The sequence below is a fragment of the Amnibacterium sp. genome (assembly GCF_036559085.1).
Classification (GTDB): Bacteria; Actinomycetota; Actinomycetes; order Actinomycetales; family Microbacteriaceae; genus Amnibacterium.
This window is the reverse complement of sequence record NZ_DATBTU010000019.1, coordinates 23,935-44,028: the sequence shown is the minus strand read 5'-3', so window position 1 is coordinate 44,028 and position 20,094 is coordinate 23,935. Positions and strand designations below refer to the sequence as shown.

The 20,094-nt window shown below is 71.8% G+C and carries 21 protein-coding genes; 10 read left to right on the top strand and 11 right to left on the bottom strand.

Features of this window, described 5'->3' with window-relative positions; genetic code table 11:
• Nucleotides 1–87: 87 nt before the first annotated feature.
• A complete protein-coding gene (gene rplJ, locus VIG76_RS03240; protein ID WP_331950994.1) occupies nucleotides 88–597 on the top strand; it encodes a 50S ribosomal protein L10 in 510 nt (169 codons plus the stop codon).
• A 99-nt stretch (nucleotides 598–696) separates the two neighbouring features.
• A complete protein-coding gene (gene rplL, locus VIG76_RS03235; protein WP_331950992.1) occupies nucleotides 697–1,083 on the top strand; it encodes a 50S ribosomal protein L7/L12 in 387 nt (128 codons plus the stop codon).
• A gap of 334 nt (nucleotides 1,084–1,417) precedes the next feature.
• Here rplL and VIG76_RS03230 read toward each other — a convergent pair whose 3' ends face one another.
• From VIG76_RS03230 to VIG76_RS03210, 5 genes are all read right to left on the bottom strand, one after another.
• Complete coding sequence (locus VIG76_RS03230; protein WP_331950990.1) at nucleotides 1,418–2,491, bottom strand: LacI family DNA-binding transcriptional regulator; 1,074 nt, start codon at nucleotides 2,489–2,491, stop codon at nucleotides 1,418–1,420.
• Between the two features lie 22 nt (nucleotides 2,492–2,513).
• Complete coding sequence (locus tag VIG76_RS03225) at nucleotides 2,514–2,741, bottom strand: hypothetical protein (protein ID WP_331950988.1); 228 nt, start codon at nucleotides 2,739–2,741, stop codon at nucleotides 2,514–2,516.
• The gene (locus VIG76_RS03220) at nucleotides 2,741–3,661 is read right to left on the bottom strand and encodes a carbohydrate ABC transporter permease (RefSeq protein WP_331950986.1); all 921 of its coding nucleotides are present in this window, start codon (nucleotides 3,659–3,661) and stop codon (nucleotides 2,741–2,743) included. The genes VIG76_RS03225 and VIG76_RS03220 overlap by 1 nt, the downstream gene beginning before the upstream one ends.
• Complete coding sequence (locus VIG76_RS03215; RefSeq protein WP_331950984.1) at nucleotides 3,658–4,704, bottom strand: carbohydrate ABC transporter permease; 1,047 nt, start codon at nucleotides 4,702–4,704, stop codon at nucleotides 3,658–3,660. The genes VIG76_RS03220 and VIG76_RS03215 overlap by 4 nt, the downstream gene beginning before the upstream one ends.
• A 92-nt stretch (nucleotides 4,705–4,796) precedes the next feature.
• Nucleotides 4,797–6,074 carry an ABC transporter substrate-binding protein gene (locus VIG76_RS03210; RefSeq protein ID WP_331950982.1) on the bottom strand — a complete coding sequence of 426 codons (1,278 nt, stop codon included), beginning with the start codon at nucleotides 6,072–6,074 and terminating at the stop codon, nucleotides 4,797–4,799.
• A 304-nt stretch (nucleotides 6,075–6,378) separates the two neighbouring features.
• Here VIG76_RS03210 and VIG76_RS03205 point away from each other — a divergent pair, with 304 nt between their 5' ends.
• From VIG76_RS03205 to VIG76_RS03185, 5 genes are all read left to right on the top strand, one after another.
• Nucleotides 6,379–8,277, top strand: coding sequence for an ABC transporter ATP-binding protein (locus tag VIG76_RS03205; protein WP_331951103.1), 1,899 nt, complete (start codon nucleotides 6,379–6,381; stop codon nucleotides 8,275–8,277).
• A gap of 83 nt (nucleotides 8,278–8,360) precedes the next feature.
• On the top strand, nucleotides 8,361–9,632 hold the full coding sequence (locus VIG76_RS03200) for a bifunctional glycosyltransferase family 2/GtrA family protein (RefSeq protein ID WP_331950980.1): 1,272 nt from the start codon (nucleotides 8,361–8,363) through the stop codon (nucleotides 9,630–9,632).
• Nucleotides 9,629–11,683, top strand: a complete 2,055-nt coding sequence (locus VIG76_RS03195; RefSeq protein WP_331950978.1) for a glycosyltransferase family 39 protein — start codon at nucleotides 9,629–9,631, stop codon at nucleotides 11,681–11,683. The genes VIG76_RS03200 and VIG76_RS03195 overlap by 4 nt, the downstream gene beginning before the upstream one ends.
• Before the next feature lie 60 nt (nucleotides 11,684–11,743).
• Complete coding sequence (locus tag VIG76_RS03190; RefSeq protein ID WP_331950976.1) at nucleotides 11,744–12,859, top strand: glycerate kinase; 1,116 nt, start codon at nucleotides 11,744–11,746, stop codon at nucleotides 12,857–12,859.
• 118 nt (nucleotides 12,860–12,977) lie between these two features.
• Complete coding sequence (locus tag VIG76_RS03185; protein WP_331950974.1) at nucleotides 12,978–14,264, top strand: saccharopine dehydrogenase family protein; 1,287 nt, start codon at nucleotides 12,978–12,980, stop codon at nucleotides 14,262–14,264.
• Here the strand turns inward: VIG76_RS03185 and VIG76_RS03180 are convergent.
• Genes VIG76_RS03180 through VIG76_RS03170 form a run of 3 tightly spaced genes read right to left on the bottom strand, consistent with a single transcriptional unit; the run spans nucleotide 14,251 to nucleotide 15,578 of the window.
• The gene (locus tag VIG76_RS03180; RefSeq protein ID WP_331950972.1) at nucleotides 14,251–14,883 is read right to left on the bottom strand and encodes a hypothetical protein; all 633 of its coding nucleotides are present in this window, start codon (nucleotides 14,881–14,883) and stop codon (nucleotides 14,251–14,253) included. The genes VIG76_RS03185 and VIG76_RS03180 overlap by 14 nt on opposite strands.
• A 60-nt stretch (nucleotides 14,884–14,943) precedes the next feature.
• The gene (locus VIG76_RS03175; protein WP_331950970.1) at nucleotides 14,944–15,165 is read right to left on the bottom strand and encodes a helix-turn-helix transcriptional regulator; all 222 of its coding nucleotides are present in this window, start codon (nucleotides 15,163–15,165) and stop codon (nucleotides 14,944–14,946) included.
• Complete coding sequence (locus VIG76_RS03170) at nucleotides 15,162–15,578, bottom strand: hypothetical protein (protein ID WP_331950968.1); 417 nt, start codon at nucleotides 15,576–15,578, stop codon at nucleotides 15,162–15,164. Before VIG76_RS03170 ends, VIG76_RS03175 begins: the two co-directional genes overlap by 4 nt.
• Before the next feature lie 129 nt (nucleotides 15,579–15,707).
• On the opposite strand from VIG76_RS03170, the gene VIG76_RS03165 reads away from it, so the two are divergent.
• Entirely contained in the window at nucleotides 15,708–15,881 is a 174-nt protein-coding gene (locus VIG76_RS03165; protein WP_331950966.1) for a hypothetical protein, read from the top strand.
• 39 nt (nucleotides 15,882–15,920) lie between these two features.
• Here VIG76_RS03165 and VIG76_RS03160 read toward each other — a convergent pair whose 3' ends face one another.
• Genes VIG76_RS03160 through VIG76_RS03150 form a run of 3 tightly spaced genes read right to left on the bottom strand, consistent with a single transcriptional unit; the run spans nucleotide 15,921 to nucleotide 18,622 of the window.
• On the bottom strand, nucleotides 15,921–16,829 hold the full coding sequence (locus VIG76_RS03160; protein ID WP_331950964.1) for a cation diffusion facilitator family transporter: 909 nt from the start codon (nucleotides 16,827–16,829) through the stop codon (nucleotides 15,921–15,923).
• A gap of 53 nt (nucleotides 16,830–16,882) precedes the next feature.
• Nucleotides 16,883–17,464, bottom strand: a complete 582-nt coding sequence (locus VIG76_RS03155) for a hypothetical protein (RefSeq protein ID WP_331950962.1) — start codon at nucleotides 17,462–17,464, stop codon at nucleotides 16,883–16,885.
• A 9-nt stretch (nucleotides 17,465–17,473) separates the two neighbouring features.
• Nucleotides 17,474–18,622, bottom strand: coding sequence for a zinc-dependent alcohol dehydrogenase (locus VIG76_RS03150; protein WP_331950960.1), 1,149 nt, complete (start codon nucleotides 18,620–18,622; stop codon nucleotides 17,474–17,476).
• A 145-nt stretch (nucleotides 18,623–18,767) separates the two neighbouring features.
• Here VIG76_RS03150 and VIG76_RS03145 point away from each other — a divergent pair, with 145 nt between their 5' ends.
• Nucleotides 18,768–19,370, top strand: coding sequence for a helix-turn-helix domain-containing protein (locus tag VIG76_RS03145; protein WP_331950958.1), 603 nt, complete (start codon nucleotides 18,768–18,770; stop codon nucleotides 19,368–19,370).
• Nucleotides 19,363–20,094: a B3/B4 domain-containing protein gene (locus VIG76_RS03140; RefSeq protein ID WP_331950956.1), complete on the top strand. Its 732-nt coding sequence runs from the start codon at nucleotides 19,363–19,365 to the stop codon at nucleotides 20,092–20,094. The genes VIG76_RS03145 and VIG76_RS03140 overlap by 8 nt, the downstream gene beginning before the upstream one ends.

Genomic DNA, 20,094 nt, shown 5'->3' with positions numbered 1-20,094 from the left:
TCTGGCCCCGTGCGCCTGCGCCGGGGCTTTTTTGTTGCCCCGACGGTGTCGGCACCGACGACTTACCGACATACGAAGGAGGTGCACATGGCGACGAAGGAAGCCACTGTGGCCGAGCTCACGGACGGGTTCAAGAACTCGAACGCGACTCTGCTCACTGAATACCGCGGCCTCACCGTCGCGCAGCTGAAGCAGCTGCGCACGTCGATCCGTGAGCACGCCACGTTCGCCGTGGTGAAGAACACGCTCACGAAGATCGCCGCGAACAACGCCGGTATCACCGCGTTCGACGCGGAGCTCGCCGGGCCGTCCGCGATCGCGTTCGTGCACGGCGACACCGTCGCGGTCGCGAAGGCGCTCCGCGACTTCAGCCGCGCGAACCCGCTGCTCGTCGTGAAGAGCGGCTACTTCGACGGGGCTGCCCTCAGCGCCGCCGAGGTGACCCGCCTCGCGGACCTCGAGTCCCGCGAGGTCCTGCTCGCCCGCGCCGCGGGTGGGTTCAAGGCGTCGCTCACGCGTGCCGCCTACGCGTTCAACGCCCCGCTCTCGAAGGCCGTCCGCACCGTGGACGCCCTTCGCGAGAAGCAGGCCGCTTGACGGCCTGCGCCTGACAAGCGCAGCGCAGGCCGCGTAGCCCAGAAGACCTCGGGGCGTCCGCCCCGAATCGACCCACTCATCAACCCCTAGGAGGAACCTATGGCCAAGCTCAGCACCGACGAGCTCCTCGACGCGTTCAAGGAGCTCTCCCTCATCGAACTGTCCGAGTTCGTCAAGAAGTTCGAGGAGACGTTCGACGTCACCGCCGCCGCGCCCGTCGCGGTGGCCGCTGCGGGTGGCGGCGCTGCTGCTCCCGCGGAAGAGGTCGAGGAGAAGGACTCCTTCGACGTCATCCTCGAGTCGGTCGGCGACAAGAAGATCCAGGTCATCAAGGAGGTCCGTGCGCTGACCTCCCTCGGCCTCGGCGAGGCGAAGGCGCTGGTCGACGGCGCTCCGAAGCCCGTGCTCGAGGGTGCGAACAAGGAGACCGCCGACAAGGCCAAGGCTCAGCTCGAGGCCGCCGGCGCCACGATCACGCTCAAGTAGTCGTCCGCAGACGAACGCCGAAGGGCGCCATCCCGCACGGGGTGGCGCCCTTCGGCCGTTCCGGGGACGACGGATGGTCTCGTCCTCGCAACCAGCGAGTCGATCTCGCTCCGCCGGATCCTCCGCGTGCCGCGGCTGGTGGTCTCGGTTCGTGCCGCCGAGGCTCGCTCGCCGACGGCACGAACCGAGACCACGGTGACGGCCCGCCCCGGATGGTCGCAGCTCGTGCCGCTCGATGCAGTCCGCGAACGGCACGAACTGAGACCACGGGTCCCGTGAGGGGGCTCGGCCCATCGGCGATGCGTGGGCAGGCCGTTCCGGGCGGTGGCGCGCGTCAGGTGGGCTCGAGCACGCCGACGGAGCGCACCGCGGCCGGTGGTGCGCTCAGCGGCTCCCGATGCCCGGATGGGGGAGCGGCGGTCGTGCGGCGCAGCACGAGCGAGCACTCCGCCCGCACGACCCGCTGCCGGGTGTGGATGCCCTGGAGCTCGTCGAGCACGATCCGCGCGGCCGTCACGCCCTGGGCCTGCGGATCCTGCCGGATCGTCGTGAGCCCGAACGCCTCGCTCCACGCGTGGTCGTCGATGCCGATGACGGAGAGGTCGTCCGGCACCTTCAAGCCGAGCTCACCCGCGGCGAGCAGCACGCCGAAGGCCATCTCGTCGGATCCCGCGAACACCGCGGTCGGTCGGTCGGGCCGGTCGAGCAGCACCCGCGCGGCCACCTTCGCCGGAGGCATCTGGAAGCCCGCGGAGATGAACCAGTCGTCCCGAGCCTCGACGCCCTGCGACCGCAGCGCGGCGCGCCACGCGTCCCGCCGCACGAGCGCGACGGTGTAGTCCATCCCGTACTCGTTCTCGCCGCCGATGTGGGCGATGCGGGTGTGGCCGAGGGACATGAGGTGGCCCATCGCGAGCCGCGTGGCCGCCTCGTCGTCGATCCCGACGGTGCGGAGTCCGCGGACGGGTGCGCCGACGACGATGGCGGGCATCTGGAGCGAGCGCAGCTCCCGGCGCTCCTCCTTCGAGAAGTCGATGCCGAGCGCGATCACCGCGTCGGCGCGCTTGCGGAGCAGCGCGTTGTGGAAGAGCCGCTCCCGGGCGCCAGGACCGGCGCCGAGGTTCACGAGGAAGGCGTCGTAGCCCTCCCGGCGAAGCACGCTGTCGGCGCCCTCGACGACCTCGGTGTAGAACCAGCGCCCCATCGACGGGATCACGACGCCGATGGCGCGATGCCGTCCGCTGGAGAGCCCCGCGGCGGAGGGGGAGGGCACGTAGCCGAGCTCGGCCGCCGCGGCCTGCACGGCCTGCCGCGTCTTCGGGGAGACGTTCGGCAGGCCGCGCAGCGCGCGGGAGACGGTCGCGGTGGAGACGCCGGTGTGCCGGGCGACATCGTGGATGCTGGTCATCCGCTGCCCTCCGCGACTGGGATCAGGAGCCGTCCGGCCGGTCCGGGCGGTTGAGGACGCTCCGGCGCAGGAGCCAGAGGCCGAGTTCGAACAGGAGCAGCACGAGCGCGGTCAGCGCGGAGATGAGCGCGTCCCGCTTCGTGATCTCCAGGTAGAGGGTGATGGCGACGAAGGCGACGGCGAAGAACCCGATGAAGCCGAGACCGAGGTCGAAGGTCTCCTTCAGGTCCCGCCGCCGCCTTCCGTCCATCAGCCCTTGACCCCGCCGGCGGTCAGACCGGCGACGATCCGGCGCTGGAAGAGCAGCACCATGATGATCAGCGGGATCGTCACGACGACACCGGCCGCCATGGTGGCCGTGTACGGCACCTGGTGCGGCTGGCTGCCCGTGAACTGGCCGATGACCGTCGTGACCGTCTGCGTCTGGTTGCTGTGCAGCACCGACGCGAGCAGGTACTCGTTCCAGCTGGCGATGAAGGCGAGGATCGCCGTCGTGAACACCGCGGGCGCCGCAAGCGGGAGGATCACGATGCGGAACGCCTGCGCCTTCGTGCAGCCGTCGATCCGCGCCGCCTCCTCGAGCTCCCAGGGCATCTCGCGGAAGAACGAGTTCAGCGTGTACACCGTCAGCGGCAGGGCGCCGGAGATGTACGGGATGATCAGCGCCTGGTAGGTGCCGTTCCAGCCGATCTGCGTGAAGAGGCCGAACAGCGGGGTCAGGAGCGCGACGCCGGGGAACATCGAGGCGCCGAGCACGAAGCCCATGACGAGGCCCTTCGCGGGGAACGTCATCCGGGCGAGCGCGTAGGCGGCGAAGACGCCGACCACGAGCGCGATGATCGTGACCGTCGTGCCGATGAACAGGCTGTTGGCGAGCCCGAGCGCGAGCTGGTTGTTGGCCGGGTCGAACGCCGTGTAGTAGTTGTCCAGAGTCAGGTGGCTCGGCAGCAGATTCGTCTCGTACGTGTACTGCACGTCCCGGAACGAGGTGACGATCATCCAGTAGAACGGCAGCAGGCACCAGATCACGATCAGGGCCGCCTGGATGGCCGTCCTGGTCGCCGCGCCCGCGGTCTTCCTGCGACGGGCTCGCACACGCGAGAGCGTGTACTCGTCGAACGCCGGACGCTCCGCGGCCGCGGTGGCCGGCCCTGCGACTGTCGAGCTCATACTTCCTTCGCCACCTTTCGGGCCTTCTTCTCGCTGCCGGTGATGTTCGCGCCGAGGAGGCGGATGAACACGAACGCGACCGCGAAGATGATGATGAACGTGATCGTGGAGAGTGCGGATGCGCTGTTCTGGCCATTCGTGCCGCCCAGCTGGTTCACCACGAGGATCGACAGCGTGGTGGTCGCGTCGCCCTTGCCGCCGCCACCACCGGTGAGGATGGCGGGCAGGTCGTACATGCGGAGCGCGTCGAGGGTGCGGAACAGCACCGCGACGACCAGCGCCGGCTTCAGCAGGGGCAGCGTGATGCGGAAGAAGGTCTGCACGGTCGTCGCACCGTCCATGCGCGCCGCCTCGTAGGTGTCCTCCGGGATCAGCTGGAGGCCTGCGAGCAGCAGCAGGGCCATGAACGGGGTGGTCTTCCAGGTGTCCGCGATGACGATCGCGAAGCGGGACGCCCAGAGGTCGGACCCCCAGATGATCTGCGCGTGCAGGACGGCGTTGACGATGCCGTCCGTCGCGAAGATGAAGTACCAGAGCTTGGCGGTCACCGCCGTGGGGATCGCCCACGGCACGAGCACCGCCGCGCGGAGGATGCCGCGGCCCTTGAAGTTGCGGTTCATGATGAGCGCCATCCAGAGACCGAAGATGGTCTCGAGGGTGACGGTCACGACCGCGAAGAAGAACGTGTTGAAGACCGACGTCCAGAAGCTGGCGGCGAGCGAGCCCGGCGCGCAGGGGACGGTGCCGCTCGCGCCGTTGCACTGCTGGAGGAGCCAGTGCGTGTAGTTGCTCAGGCCGGCGAAGCCGCCGGTCACCGCGAAACCGGTGGCCGGGTCGATGTGCGCGTCCAGCTGGAACGAGTTGATGACGGACAGGACGATCGGATAGCCGACGACCACCGCCATGACGACGATGGTCGGGGCGAGCAGGAGGTACGCGGAGCGGACCTCCTTGCGCCGGGTGGCGTCGAGGCTGTCGCGCCCCGGTCGCCGTCCGTCACCGGGGGACGGAGCTATCGCGGTGGATGGATCCGCGGTGGTCATGATGCCTCCTTGCAACTGTGACCGGGGGGAGAAAGCGAGAGGCCCGGGTGCCGACCGGGTGGTCGGCACCCGGGCCTCGTCACCGGATGGGATCAGCCGTTACCGGCCTGCTTGATGGCGTTCGTCATGTCGGCCAAGGCCGCGTCCACCGTCTTGCTGCCCTTGAGGGCCGCGTAGGCGTTGTTCTGGATCGCTGTGGTGACCGCCTGGTAGTACGGCGTCGCGGGCCGCGCCACGGCGCTGTCCAGCGAGGCCTTCAGGGTCGGCAGGTACTTGTACGTGCCGGTCAGGGACGAATCCGTGTACAGCGCGCTCAGCACCGGAGCCGCGGACGACTTCTGGATGGCGAACTTCTGGACCTCGGGCGTCTGGAACCACTTCAGGAACTCGAGCGCGGTGCCCTTGTGCTTGGAGAAGTTGCTGATCGCCCAGTTGTGGCCACCGAGGCTCGACTTGCCCGGGAACCCGGCGATGCCGAGGGCGTCGGGCTTCGCCTTCGCGAAGGAGCTCGCGTCCGTGGTGGTCAGGCTGTAGGCGTACGGCCAGTTCGTGTAGAAGAGCAGCTTGCCAGCCTCGAATGCGGCGCGGCCCTGCTCCTCCTGGTACGTGATCGCGGCCGGGGGGATGTCCCCGTTCTTGAACGCGTCCACGAGGGTCTGCAGGCCCTGCTTCGCCTGCGGCGTGTCGAGGGTCGGCTTGCCGGACGAGTCGACGACCGTGCCGCCGGCGGAGTTGACCGCCTCGGAGAAGTTCACGGTGAGGCCCTCGTACTTCGCGAACTGGCCCGTGTAGCAGCCGATGCCCTTCGCCTTGGCGATGGAGCAGTCGGCGAACATCTCCGCGTAGGTGGTCGGCACGGGCTTCGAGCCGAGCAGGTCCTTGCGGTAGTAGAGGATCTGCGAGTCCGTGGCCGCCGGGGCCGCGTACTGGATGTTGTGGTAGGTCGAGGTGGCGAGCACGGCCGGGACCACCGCCGACTCGTCGAGCTTGTAGGCCCCGGTCAGCGGCTGGAGGTACTGGTTCGACGCGAGCTGCTGCGTCCAGACCACGTCCGACGAGACGACGTCGTAGTCCGTCGACTTCTGCTGGAAGTGGAGCAGGAGGTCCTGGAGCTGCTGGTCGGCCTGGTCGGACTGCTGCTTGAAGGTGACGGGCTCCTTCGGGTGGGCCTTGTCCCACATCGCCTTCAGGAGCGGCAGGGTGCCGTTGTTGTCCTTGCCCTGCACGACCGTGATGGGGCCGTACGCGGACTTGTCGATCTTGGTGCTGCTGCTGCTTCCGCCGCCGGAACCCGAGGTCGACGTGCTCGAGCACGCGACCAGGCCGAAGGCGGTGAGGGCGAGCGTCGCGCCTGCTGCGGCGACGCGCATCGCTGTTCTCATTGGACTCCTCTTTGAGTAGGGAACACAGGGTGCTGTGACCAGGGCACTGCTGCGTGCCCCTGCGTCACCGTAGACGATGCCCTGTGAGGTGGCAAGGCGGAGTGCAAGCGTTTGCAGCAACCGTTGCGATCCTGTTTCCCAAGCGGTGCCGCCCCCGGGACGGGTGACGCGCTCAGGGCGGAAACGCTCACCCGTACCGGCGCCGACGGGGCGCCTGGCCAGCGCAGGGTTCCGCCCTCGGCGGACCGCGCAGCCCCGTCCCTGTGCGCACCTACCCTTGGCTCTCGTGAGCATGGCGCGCGGCGGGCACCGGGGTGGGGTGGGTGCGCGCGACGCCGCGGTGGCGCGGGACGAGATCAAGGCCTCGCCGAAGATCCCGGATCTCGGTCGCCGGATCGTCGAGCTCTTCCGGCCGCATCGCGCCCGGCTCGCGCTCACGATCACGCTCGTGCTGATCACCGCGGCCCTCACGGTGGTGCCGCCGCTGCTCACCCAGCGCGCGTTCGACGAGGGGCTCTTCCCGCCGTCCGGGCATCCCGACCTGCCCGTGCTCGCGGAGATCGTCCTCGGGATCGTGCTCGTCTGGGCGGTCTCGCAGGGTCTCGGCGTCTGGCAGACCTATCTCACTGCCACCGTCGGCAACGGCGTGACCGCGTCGCTGCGCGTGAAGCTCTTCTCGCGCCTGCAGCAGATGGAGCTCGGGTTCTTCACCCGCACGCGCACCGGCGTGATCCAGTCACGGCTCGCCAACGATGTGGGCGGCGTCTCGAACGTGCTCTCCAACACGGTGTCCAGCGTCGTCGGCAACACGGTCACGGTGCTCGCCGCGTTCGTCGCGATGGTGCTGCTCAGCTGGCAGCTCACGATCATCGCGCTCGTGCTGCTGCCGTTGCTCGTCGTCGTGCAGCGCCGCGTCGGCCAGCGCCGGGCGCGGATCGCCACGAAGACGCAGGAGTCGCTGTCCGAGCTGTCCGCCATCACGCAGGAGGCCCTCAGCGTCTCCGGCATCCTGCTCGCGAAGGCCTTCACCCGCCAGGCGAGCGAGACCGCGCGGTACGCGGAGGAGAGCGAGCGGCAGCTGCGCCTGCAGATCCGCCAGGAGATGACCGGCCAGGGGTTCTTCGCGATCCTGCAGGTGTTCCTGCTCGTCATCCCGGCGCTCGTCTACCTCGTCTCCGGGATGCTCATCCAGAACGGTGCCGCCATCACGGCCGGCACGATCGTCGCGTTCACCACCGTGCAGTCGCGGCTGACGTTCCCGCTGCTCGGGCTGCTCCGCGTCGCGCTGGACCTGCAGACCTCCTCCGCTCTCTTCGCGCGCATCTTCGAGTACCTCGACCTCGCGCCGGCGATCAACGACGTGGCCGACGCCGTCGACGTGCCGACGGACGAGCGCCTCGGGCTCGTGGAGTTCGACGACGTCTCCTTCACCTATCCGCCGGCCGCCGGCGAGACGGAGCCGGTCCGGATCCTCGACGGGGTGAGCTTCACCGTGCAGCCCGGCCGCTTCACGGCGCTCGTCGGGCCCTCCGGCGCCGGCAAGACGACGATCGGGTACCTCCTGCCGCGGCTCTACGACGCCACGGGCGGCGCGGTGCGCTTCGCGGGGGTGGACGTGCGGCGGCTGAAGCAGGCGTCGCTGCTGTCGCAGATCGGCATCGTGAGCCAGGAGACGTACCTCTTCCATGCGACGATCCGCGACAACCTCCGCTACGCGAAGGCGGACGCGACGGATGCGGAGATCGAGGTCGCCGCGCGGGGGGCGAACATCCACGAGACGATCGCCCGGTTCCCGGAGGGCTACGACACCGTGGTCGGCGAGCGCGGCTACCGCCTCTCCGGCGGGGAGAAGCAGCGCGTCGCGATCGCGCGGGTGCTGCTGAAGAACCCGCCCGTCGTGCTCCTCGACGAGGCGACGAGCGCGCTCGACTCCGTGTCGGAGCGCATCGTGCAGGAGGCGCTCGACGCGGCGTCGAGCGGGCGCACGACCGTGGCGATCGCGCACCGGCTGTCCACGGTGATCGACGCCGACGAGATCCTCGTCGTCGACGCCGGGCGCATCGTCGAGCGCGGCACGCATGCGGAGCTCGTCCGGGCCGGCGGCCTCTACGCCGAGCTGGCCTCGGAGCAGGGCGTCGACTTCGTCGACGGTCCCTTCGCGGACGGTCCCTTCGACGCGGCGCCGGCCTGACCGCATCCGCTCGCCGCCCGCTTCGTCCCCGGGTCATCGAACGGTCATAGGGGTGCCATAACGCCCGATCCGACGATCCGTCCATGACCTCATGGAGCGGGCGCACCGACGTCGAGATCGTCGTCCCGGTGCACGACGAGGAGCGGGTGCTGCAGGAGAGCATCTGGCGGCTGCACCGCTACCTCAGCCTGCACCTGCCGATGGAGTGGCGCATCACGATCGTCGACAACGCCAGCACCGACGGCACGCTCGCCATCGCCGAGGGGCTGGCCGGGTCGCTGTCCGACGTCCGCGTGATGCGCCTCGACCGCAAGGGCCGTGGCCTCGCCCTGAAGGCCGCGTGGGGCGAGTCGACCGCGCAGGTGCTCGCCTACCTCGACGTCGACCTCTCGACCGACCTCGACGGCCTCGCGCCCCTCATCGCGCCGCTGCTGTCCGGCCACTCGGACGTCGCGATCGGCACCCGCCTCACCCGCACCAGCCGCGTCGTGCGGGGCACGAAGCGCGAGTTCATCTCCCGCTCCTACAACGGCATCGTCCGCACCGTGCTCTCGACCTCCTTCACGGATGCGCAGTGCGGGTTCAAGGCGATCACGCGCGAGGCCGCGCAGCGGCTGCTGCCGCTCGTGCAGGACGACGGGTGGTTCTTCGACACCGAGCTCCTCGTCCTCGCCGAGCGCTCGGGTCTGCGGATCCACGAGGTGCCGGTCGACTGGACGGACGACCCGGACAGCCGGGTCGACATCCGGCGGACCGCGGTCGAGGACCTCAAGGGCATCTGGCGGCTGCTGAACGATCTGGGGCGGCACCGCCTCCCCGTCGAGGCGATCGCGGAGGAGCTGGGCCGCGGCCCGATCGGGCCCACCGCGCCGCCGCGCTTCGGTGCGCAGGTGCGCCGCTTCGCCGTCGTCGGGGTGCTGTCGACGATCGCGTTCGCGCTGCTGTTCCTCGTGCTGCGGCCGCTGTTCGGCGAGCAGGCCGCGAACTTCCTCGCGCTGCTCGTCACCGCCATCGCCAACACGGGTGTGAACCGCTGGTTCACCTTCGGCGTCACCGGCCGGGTGGGTGCGGTGCGGCATCAGGCGCAGGGCCTGGTCGTGTTCGCGCTCGCCTGGAGCATCACCTCGGGCTCCCTCGTCGCCCTGCACGCCGCCATGCCGCACGCGTCGGCGGCCGAGGAGATCCTCGTGCTCACGGCCGCGAACCTGCTCGCGACCGTGCTGCGCTTCGTCCTGCTGCGCGCCTGGGTGTTCCGCGCGCGCCGCGCCGCCCCCGAACCCCGGCGCGGCCGCGCCCGCCGTCCCGCACCCCGGGCCGCCACCGACCACCCCGAGCCGATGGAGATCGCGCAATGACCTCGACCCTCTCCGGATCCGATGCGGCGGTCCGGCCCGCAGCCCGCCCCTCCGGCCGCCCCGTCGCATCCGCCGTCCGCTGCCTCTGGCGCGGCCGGGCGACCGACGCCGCCTGGGTGCGCCCGTCGTTCCTCGGCCTGCTCGTGCTCGCGGCGGTCCTCGACATCTGGGACCTCGCCGCCAGCGGCTGGGCGAACGCGTTCTACTCCGCCGCGGTGCAGGCGGGTTCGAGCAGCTGGGAGGCGTTCCTCTACGGGTCGTCCGACCCCGGCAACTCGATCACGGTCGACAAGCCGCCCGCCTCGCTCTGGGTCATGGACCTCTCGGTGCGGATCTTCGGGCTGAGCGCCTGGAGCATCCTGCTGCCCGAGGCCCTGATGGGCGTCGCGACGGTGGCGCTCGTGTACCTCATCGTGCGGCGCCGCTTCGCGCCGGGCGCGGCGCTGATCGCGGGCGCCGTCACCGCCCTCACGCCCGTCGCGGTGCTGATGTTCCGGTTCGACAACCCGGACGCGCTGCTCGTGCTGCTCGTCACCCTGGCGACCTATCTCACCCTGCGGGGGATCGAGGACGGGCGCGCCCGCTGGATCCTCTGGGCCGGCGTCGCGATCGGCTTCGGCTTCCTCACGAAGCAGCTGCAGGCGTTCCTCGTCGTCCCGGTGCTCGGCGGCGTCTACCTCTTCGCCGCGCCCCGCCGCATCGGCGTGCGCCTCACGCACCTCGCCGCGGCGCTCGGCACGCTGCTGGTCTCCGCCGGCTGGTGGGTCGCGATCGTCGAGCTCGTGCCCGCGAGCATGCGGCCCTACATCGGCGGCTCCCAGGCGAACGACTTCCTCGAGCTGTCCTTCGGCTACAACGGCTTCGGCCGGCTCACGGGCCAGGAGACCGGATCCGTCACCGGCGGCGCGGCCGCCGGCGGCATGTGGGGCGCGACCGGCCTGCTGCGGCTGTTCGGCAGCGACTTCGCGACCCAGATCAGCTGGCTGCTGCCCGCGGCGCTCGGGATGCTCGTGGTGGGTCTCGTCGTCACCTGGCGGCGGCCCCGCGTCGACGCTGCCCGGGCGACCGTGCTGCTGCTCGGCGGCACGCTGCTCGTCACGGGCCTCGCGTTCAGCCTCGGCGCCGGCATCATCCATCCGTACTACTCGGTGGCGCTCGCGCCGGCGATCGGCGGCCTCGTCGGCGTCGGTGCCGCGCTGCTGTGGGCTGCCCGCGGTGCATGGTGGGCCCGCATCGTGTCCGCGGTGATCGTGCTCGCGAGCACCGCCTGGGCCGTCGTGCTGCTCTCCGCGGCGACCACCTTCCTGCCGTGGCTCACACCGGTCGTCGCCGTCGCGGGCCTGCTCGGGGCGGCGGCCCTCCTCGTCGGACCGCGGATCGCAGCTCTCGCGCCGATCGCGATCGTCGCGTCCCTGATCGCCGGGCTCGCCGGACCCGCGGCCTTCGCCGTGAACACCACGCTCACGCCGCACACCGGCTCGCTGCCGACCGCGGGCCCGGCCGTCTCGCTCGGCTCCGCCGGCGGGCGCTTCGGTGGGACGGGCTTCGGGCATCGCTTCGGCGGCACGAACGGGTTCACCCCGCCGCAGGGCGGCTTCGGTGGGAACGGGTTCGGCGGGTTCGGCGGTCGTGCGGGCGGCGGCCTCGCCGGGGCCCTGCTCGGCGGCGACACGACCGTGAGCTCGGCGGTCATGGCGGCGCTGAAGGCGAACGCCTCCGACTACACCTGGGCCGCGGCAGCCGTCGGGTCGCAGAACGCGGCCTCGTACCAGCTGGCGACGGGCCTCGCGGTGATGCCGATCGGCGGCTTCAACGGGAGCGACCCGTCGCCGACCCTCGCCGAGTTCGAGCAGGACGTGGCCGCGGGCAGGATCCATTGGTTCATCGCCTCCGGGCTGCGTGGCGGCATCTCGAACGGCGGCTCGAACTCGTCGGCGGAGATCGCCGCGTGGGTCGAGGAGCACTTCACCGCGCAGACCGTGGGCGGGGTGACGCTGTACGACCTGTCGGGCGCCGCGGCGTCGAGCACGAGCGACTCGTCCAACGCCTGACCCCCGTGCCGGGCGCCACCGAGGTGGCGGCCGGCGCGCTCGTGGGGAAGGCTGCGGGCTGTGGCTGTCGTCGTGCTCGCTCCCAACGCGTTCAAGGGCACGATCGGGCCGCTCGCCGCCGCCGAGGCGCTCGCCGCCGGATGGGCGAGGATCCGTCCCGCGGATGCGCTGCGCCTCGTGCCGATGGCTGACGGAGGCGACGGCACCCTCGAGGCGCTCGGTGCCGCGGGCCCCGCGGCGGCCGAGTCCGCCGTCGTGCCGGGGCCGGTCGGCGGTGTCGGCCCGGCCCGCTGGCTGCGCTCGGCCGACGGGACGGCGATGCTCGAGCTCGCGGCCACGGGCGGGCTGGCGCTGCTCGCCGGCTCGCGCCTGCCGTCCCGGCGCCGCGCGGCGGAGGCCACGACGGCCGGCTTCGGCACGGCCGTGCGCATCGCCCTCCAGCGGGGTGCCGCGGAGCTGGTGCTCGCGATCGGCGGCAGCGCCTCGACCGACGGGGGAGCCGGGTTCCTCACCGCCCTCGGCGCGCGGCTGACCGATCGTGACGGGGATCCGATCCCGCCGGGGAACACCGGACTGGCTGCGCTGCACCGGATCGACCTCGCGGGCCTCGTGCCGCCGCCGGCCCGCGGGGCGGTGGTGCTCACCGACGTCACGAATCCGCTGCTCGGGACGGCCGGCGCCGCAGTCGTCTTCGGGCCGCAGAAGGGCGCGGCTCCGGAGGACGTGCCGGTGCTCGAGGCCAACCTCGCGCGCTTCGCCGCCCGGCTGGCCGAGGTGGTGCCGGTCGAACCCGAGCGGCCAGGCGCAGGCGCGGCGGGCGGGCTCGGCTTCGGGCTCGCCGCCTGGGGTGCGCGCATCGTCGACGGCGCCGGGGAGATCGCGAGGCGGGTGGGGCTCGGCGCCGCGCTCGCCGGTGCCGACGCCGTGATCACGGGGGAGGGGCGCTTCGACGACCAGACCGCCGGCGGCAAGGCTCCCGCGCGCGTGCACGCCCTCGCGGCGGCGGCCGGCGTCCGTCCGCTGCTCGTGGCCGGCCGCATCGACGCGGCGACCAGCGGCTGGGCGGATGCGGTGGCGCTCGTCGACCTCGCTGCGGACCCTGCTGAAGCGATGCGCGATCCGGCCCGCTGGCTGGCCGAGGCCGCGGCGACCCTGGCCACCCGCTTCCCGGCCTGACGCCGCCCGCGACTTCGATCACGCCGCCCGACCCCGCGACGGATGTCGTCGTCGTGCAACCCACTCACGGAGGAGATCCGCAGTCGACGGGCCTGGGAGAAACCGATACCGTCGCCGCATGCGGATCCTCGTCGTCGGTGCCGGTGGAGTGGGGGACGCGATCGCGAAGATCGCGGCGACCCGGAGCTTCTACGAGGCGGTGATCGTCTCCGACTACGACGTCTCCCGGGCGGAGCGCACCGTCGCGTGGATCGCCGAGCGGCACGGCGCCGAGGTGGCGGCCCGCTTCTCCGCCGCGCGGATCGACGCATCCGACCCCGAGGGCGTCGCCGCCGTCGCCCGCGAGAACGGCGCCACCCACGTGATGAACGCGGTCGAGCCGAAGTTCGTGCCGTCGGTGTTCGCCGGCGCGCTCGCCGCCGGCGCCGACTACCTCGACATGGCGATGAGCCTCTCGGAGCCGCATCCGACGGATCCGTTCCGGCAGCCCGGCGTGAAGCTCGGTGACGACCAGTTCGAGCAGGCGGGGGACTGGGAGGCCGCCGGCCGCCTGGCGCTCGTGGGCATGGGCGTGGAGCCGGGCCTCAGCGACGTCCTCGCCCGGTACGCCGCCGATCACCTCTTCACGGAGATCGACGAGCTCGGCACCCGCGACGGCGCGAACCTCGTCGTGCGCAACGAGGCCGGCGAGGAGATCTTCGCCCCCTCGTTCAGCATCTGGACGACGCTCGAGGAGTGCCTGAACCCGCCAGTCATCTGGGAGCGGGACTCGGGCTGGACGACGACCGCGCCGTTCTCCGAGCCGGAGGTCTTCGACTTCCCCGAGGGCATCGGGCCGGTCGAGTGCGTGAACGTGGAGCACGAGGAGGTGCTCCTCATGCCCCGGTGGCTGGACGCGAAGCGCGTCACCTTCAAGTACGGCCTGGGCGCCGAGTTCATCGGCATCCTCCGCACCCTCCGCGACCTCGGGCTGGCCTCGACGGTGCCGCTGCGCGTCCGGAGCGCCGCCGGCCCGGTCGAGGTCGCCCCGCGTGACGTCGTCGCCGCCGCGCTGCCGGATCCGGCCACGCTCGGCCCGCGGATGGAGGGCAAGACCTGCGCCGGCGTGTACGTCACCGGCATCGGCACGGACGGCACCCCGCGGGCCGTGTACCTGTACCACGTGGCCGACAACGCGGACACGATGCGCGAGTTCGACAGCCAGTGCGTGGTGTGGCAGACGGCGCTGAACCCCGTGATCGCCCTCGAGCTGCTCGCGACGGGCGTGTGGTCGGGCGCCGGGGTGCTCGGGCCGGAGGCGTTCCCCGCGGACCCGTTCCTCGAGCTGATGGCGCGCAGCGCCGCGGACGGCGGCTACGGCCAGCCGTGGGGGCTGTCGGAGCGGGAGCCCGTCAGCCGATCGTGAGCGTCGCGGTGAACGCGATGCTCACGCAGCAGACGAGGCCGAGCGCGACCGCGATCGTGCCGCCGCCCCAGGGGTGACGCTCGGTCCAGCGCAGCAGCGCGGGCCGGGTCTGCCGCAGGTCGCGGAGGGTCATCGGGGTGTCGACGGTCTGCACGAGCACGTCGAGGTGCCGCAGCACGGTGCTCATGTGCTGGTCGCTCCAGGTGCCGCCGCTCATCCGGAGCAGGGTGTGCTCATGCTCGTCCACGATGAAGAGCTGCCGCCGGGTCTGCACGCTCTGCGGGTCGTAGAGGGCGAGCGTCACCGCACCGGCGACCGCCTCGCGGGGGATCGTGCGCGGGCGGCTGAGCAGGCCGTGCTCGACCATGCCCTGCGGATCGAGGACCAGCTTCGCCCGTGAGAACCGCCATGCCACGAGCGCCGCGACGATCAGCGTCACGCCGGCGGCGATGGTCACGGGCAGCATGTTGCCGCCGGTGCTGCCGATCTCGAACGCCGTCGCGTAGACGGGGACGACGGCCGCGACGAGCGATCCGACGATGGGCAGCCAGTACCGCTGCCGGAAGGGCTTCAGCGTCACCGTGCCCACCGCGCGCGCGGTCGACGCGGTGATGGTCATGCCCGGCACAGTACGGGGGCCGCGCGGTCGGTCGCAGCCCCCAGAACGGAGCGCAGCGGCTCAGCGCCCCTGCCGGGGGACCGCCGCATCGTCGTCGGGTTCGAAGATCGCCTCGATCGGCTGCTCGAACACCCTCGCCAGCCGGAACGCGAGCGGCAGGCTCGGGTCGTACCTGCCGGTCTCGAGGGCGTTGACGGTCTGCCGCGAGACGTCGAGTCGGTCGGCGAGGGCGGCCTGCGTCAGCCCGCGCGCCTCGCGCAGCTCCTTCAACCGGTTCCTCACCGGCGGGCGGCCACGCCGCTGCCGATCGCCCACGAGACCATGCCGATCCCGTAGACGATCCAGGGTGCGCCGGGAACCACGAGGCCGGCGGCCGCGAGCAGACCGAGCGTGACGCTGCCGAGCATCGCGAGCGCGAATCCGACGGCGATGCCTTCGAGCAGGATGCGCCGCTGGTAGTCGTCGATCCGCCGGACGTGCCGCAGCACGGCCCAGGCGACGCCCGCCGCCGGTACGGCCGGCAGCACGGCGAGCGCGAACCGCGCCGGATCGTGCCCGTGCAGACCGCCCCAGACCGTGACGGCGACCAGCACGACGACGTATGCCGCCATGGCCGCCCCGAACTCGCGGAGGTACGCGCGGGAGCGAGCGCGATCGCCGCGACTCGCGCGGCCGGTGTCAAGTTCGCTTGTCATGATGCGATCCTGCTCGCCGGCCGCGGAGTTGTCAAGGACCCTTGTCATCGCGCCGTCGAGGCCTGGGGAACTCCTCCGAGAGGGCTGGGGCCACAGGGAACGCCGGGGAGCGCCTCGTACCGTTCCGGCATGCAGGACGCCCCCGTCGCGATCGGTACACCCGCACTGCGGACCGGCCGGCGGGCTCATCCGTTCGAGGAGGTCCTGCTCGCCTGGGCGCTGTCCGGGACCTTCTTCGCCGTCGCCGCAGGCGGTCTCGGTGTCTTCCTGCACGTGATCGGGGTCATGCCGCTCCTGCCCTGACGGGCATGCTTCGCGCGCCTCCGGGAGCGCGGAGGCGCGTCACGCGTGCGGCGTGTGCTCGTGCGCCAGGTGTGCAGCCGGTTCCAGCTGGAACGTGGAGTGCTCGATGCTCACCGCGAAGTGGTCGGCCACGCAGGCCTGCAGCCGGTCGAGCAGGCCCCTCGTGTGGCCCGAGGTGAAGCACTCGTCCTCGACGACCACGTGCGCGGTGAGCACCGGCAGGCCACTCGCCACCGTGGTGACGTGCAGGTCGTGCACCTCGAGCACGTGGTCCAGCTCGAGCAGGTGCCGGCGTACCTCGTCCAGGTCGAGGCCGGCCGGTGTCGACTCGAGGAGCACGTCGACGGTCTCCCTCAGGAGCACAGCGGCGCGCGGCAGGATCAGGATCCCGATGATGATCGCCGCGACGGCGTCGGCCCGCTCCCAGCCGGTGGTGATGAGCACGACGGCCGCGACGATCACGGCCAGTGCGCCCAGTGCGTCGTTCGCCACCTCGAGGAAGGCGGCCCGGAGGTTGAAGCTCGACGATCGGCCACCCGCGAGCACCACGAGCGAGACGACGTTGCCGATCAGGGCGATCACGCCGAACAGCAGCAGGCCTGGGCCCGACACGTGCGGCGGGTCGATGAGCCGCCGCACCCCCTCGACGAGCACGAAGAGGCCGACCGCCAGCAGCACCGCGGCCTGGGCGGTGGCGGCCAGCACCTCCGCTCGCGCGTAGCCCCAGGTGCGGCGAGCGGTGGCGGGCCGGCGGGCGATGCGGGCAGCGGTCAGCGCGACGGCGAGCCCACCCGCGTCGGCCAGCACGTGGCCGGCGTCGACGACGAGCGCCAGGCTGCCGGTGACGAGGGCGCCGACGATCTCGACGACCAGCAGCGCGACGGCGATCGCGAGGGCGACCGCCAGCCGTCCGCTGTCCGCCCGCCGCCTGTCGTGGTCGTGCGCCATGTCGCCCTCCCGTCACCCAATGGTTCCACCAGCGGGCGACGGTCGCGCCCGGATCAGCGGCGGCGAAGGATCCTCCGGAGCAGGCCCAGCCCGATCCAGCCGGTGAGCACCCAGGGACCCACGACGAGCAGCGGGTCGATCCAGCGGTGGTGCGTGTCCGCGCGATCGGACCGCAGCGCCGAGGCGCCGCCGGCGGTGAGCTCGGTCCGCACCCCGGTCTCCGTGATCGGGTCGTCAGGGCGAAGCGAGGCCATCGAGCGCAGATGCGCCCCGGCGGCCTCGACCCGGTCGCCGAGGATCAGCAGCAGCCAGTGCGCGAGCCGCGCCTCGCTGAAGCGCTTGTACGCCGTCCGGCGGATGATCCCGGACACCCCGTGGAGCGGGGCGACGGTCCCGAACACCGGCGGCAGCATGCCGTGCTCGATCGACCGCTCGCGCGGGTAGGTCTCCTTCTGGCGGTCCGGGAACTCCCAGTGCGCCCCGGTCGCGCCCGGATCGAACCGCTCACGGGGGTAGGACGGGCGATCCTTCGGGTCGAGGTCGGCGCCCCAGCCGGGGATCCGCGCCTGCAGCTGCTCGTTCGACTCGCGCTTCGCGGGCTTGTCGGCCACGTAGGGCCGGTTCACGTCGGTCATGGTGCTCCTTCAGTCCGTTCCCGGCTCGACGAGCACCTTGATGCAGTCGTCGAGCTTCGCCGAGAAGAGGTGGTACCCGTCGGCGATGTGCTCGAGGGGCACCCGGTGCGTGACGATCTCGCTCGGCTTCAGGTAGCCGGCCTGGATGTGCTCGAACAGCCGCGGCCACTGGCGCTTCACGGGTGTCTGGTTCATCCGGAGCGTCAGCCCCTTGTTCATCGCGTCGCCGAACTTCACGGCGCTGAAGACCGGCCCGTACGCCCCGGCGACCGACACCGTGCCGCCCTTGCGCACAGAGTCGATCGCCCAGTTCAGCGCCACCGGCGACCCGCCCTGCATCTTCAGCTTCGCGCTCGTCACCTGCTGCACGAAGCTGCCGTCCGCCTCCGCGCCGGCGGCGTCGATCACGACGTCGGCGCCCAGGTAGTCGGTCGTCCTCTTCATCTCGAGCACCACGTCGTCGACGTGCGTGAAGTTCACCGTCTCCGCGTACGCGAACTCGCGGGCCTTGTCGAGGCGGTAGTCGAGCTGGTCGATCACGATCACGCGGCCGGCGCCCATGAGCCACGCGGATCGGGCGGCGTAGAGCCCGATGGGCCCGGCGCCGAACACCACGACGGTGTCGCCCTCGGTGATGTCGCCGAGCTGCGCGGCGAAGTAGCCCGTGGCGAGCGCGTCGGTCAGCAGCACCGCGTCCTCGTCCGCCATCCAGTCGGGGATGATCTGCGGGCCGACGTCGGCGAACGGCACGCGCACGAACTGAGCCTGCCCGCCGTCGTAGCCGCCGGTCGTGTGCGAGTACCCGTAGATGCCGCCGACCGCCGTCGCGTTCGGGTTCACGTTGTGGCAGTTCGAGTACAGGCCGCGGGCGCAGAAGTAGCAGGAGCCGCAGTAGACGTTGAACGGCACCATCACGCGGTCGCCCCGCTTGAGACGCTGCACCGACGAGCCGACCTCCTCGACGACGCCGATGAACTCGTGGCCGAAGGTCGTCCCGATCCGGGTGTCGGGCATCATCCCGTGGTACAGGTGCAGGTCGGAGCCGCAGATCGCGGCGAGCGTGACCCGCACGATGGCGTCGTTCGGGTGCTCGATCCGAGGCACGTCCTTCTCCTCGACGCGGATCTTGTACGGGCCGCGGTAGACCATCGCGCGCATGGGTGCTCCCTTCGCGCCCCAGGGCATGAGGCGGATCCCCGACAGGCTGCTTGCGCAAGCCGTGCGATTCATGGGGCTGCGGTGAGTGCGGGCTGGCTGCCGCATGCCGATCGGGAAGCACCTCCGGTGCACTATCCTGCACTTCATGGATGAGGGAGCGGTCGGCCTCGCCGCGCTGATCGGGTCGCGCATCCGGCACGAGCGTCAGGCGCGCCATTGGACCCTCGATCAGCTGGCGGACGGCTCCGGGGTCAGCCGCCGCATGCTCGTGAACGTCGAGCAGGGCGCGGTGAACCCCAGCGTCGGCACGCTGCTCCGCCTCAGCGACGCCCTCGGGGTCGGCCTGCCCGCGCTCGTCGAGCCGCCGAAGCCGCGGCCGCTCAAGGTGGTGCGGCGCGGCGAGGGTGCGGCGCTCTGGAGCAGCGAGGCAGGGGGAAGGGGCGAGCTGGTCGCCGGCACGGAGCCGCCGGACGTCGCCGAGCTGTGGGACTGGACGCTCGCGCCCGGCGATCACCACGTCAGCGAGCCGCACGCGCCCGGGACCAGGGAGCTGCTGCACGTGCAGGAGGGGACGGCGACGATCGAGGTCGGCGGCGAGGCGCTCGTGCTCGCGACGGGGGACGCGGTGACCTTCGCCGGCGACGTGCCGCACTCCTATCGCAACGACGGACCGGATCGTGCCCGCTTCACCCTCGCGGTCTTCGAACCCGGCGTGGGCTCCTCGTCGAAGTCGGCCCGGGATGCCTGACGCGGGGGAGCTCGAGCGGTTCCTCGCGGCTGCCCGCGTGGATCCGGCCGTCTTCGCGCTCCGGCCCGACTACCGGGCCGCGCTCGTCGCCGTGGACGGCATCCCGGCCGGGGGAGGCGAAGGCGGCACCGCCGCGCTGGTCGCCGACGCGGAGGCGTACGCCCGCGAGCTGCTCGCCGCATCGCCGGTGGACGAGCTCCCGCACGTCGCGGCGTGGCGCGAGGCCTACCGCGCATTCGGCGCGAAGCCGCAGCGCACCCGCAACAGCCTCGAGGCGCTGCTCCGGCGAGCGGCCGCCGACGGCCTGCCCCAGGTGAACCCGCTCACCGACCTCTACAACGCCGTGTCCGTGCTGCACCAGGTGCCGCTCGGCGGCGAGGACCTCACCGGCTACCTCGGCGCCCCGCGCCTGATCCGTGCCGTCGGGGACGAGCCGTTCGACACCGTCGCCGCCGGCGAGGACGTCGTGGAGCACCCGGAGCCCGGCGAGGTCGTGTGGTGCGACGAGGTGGGCGTCACCTGCCGGCGCTGGAACCACCGGCAGGGCCGCCGCACCCGGCTCACCGAGGAGACCTCGCGCGCGCTCTTCATCCTCGACGCCCTCGCGCCCCTGACCGACGAGGCGGTCGCCGCCGCGGTGCAGGCGCTCGTCGACCGCATCGCCGAACTCGGGCCGGGGATCACCGTCACCACCCGCGTGCTCGCCCCCGAAGGAGACGACTGA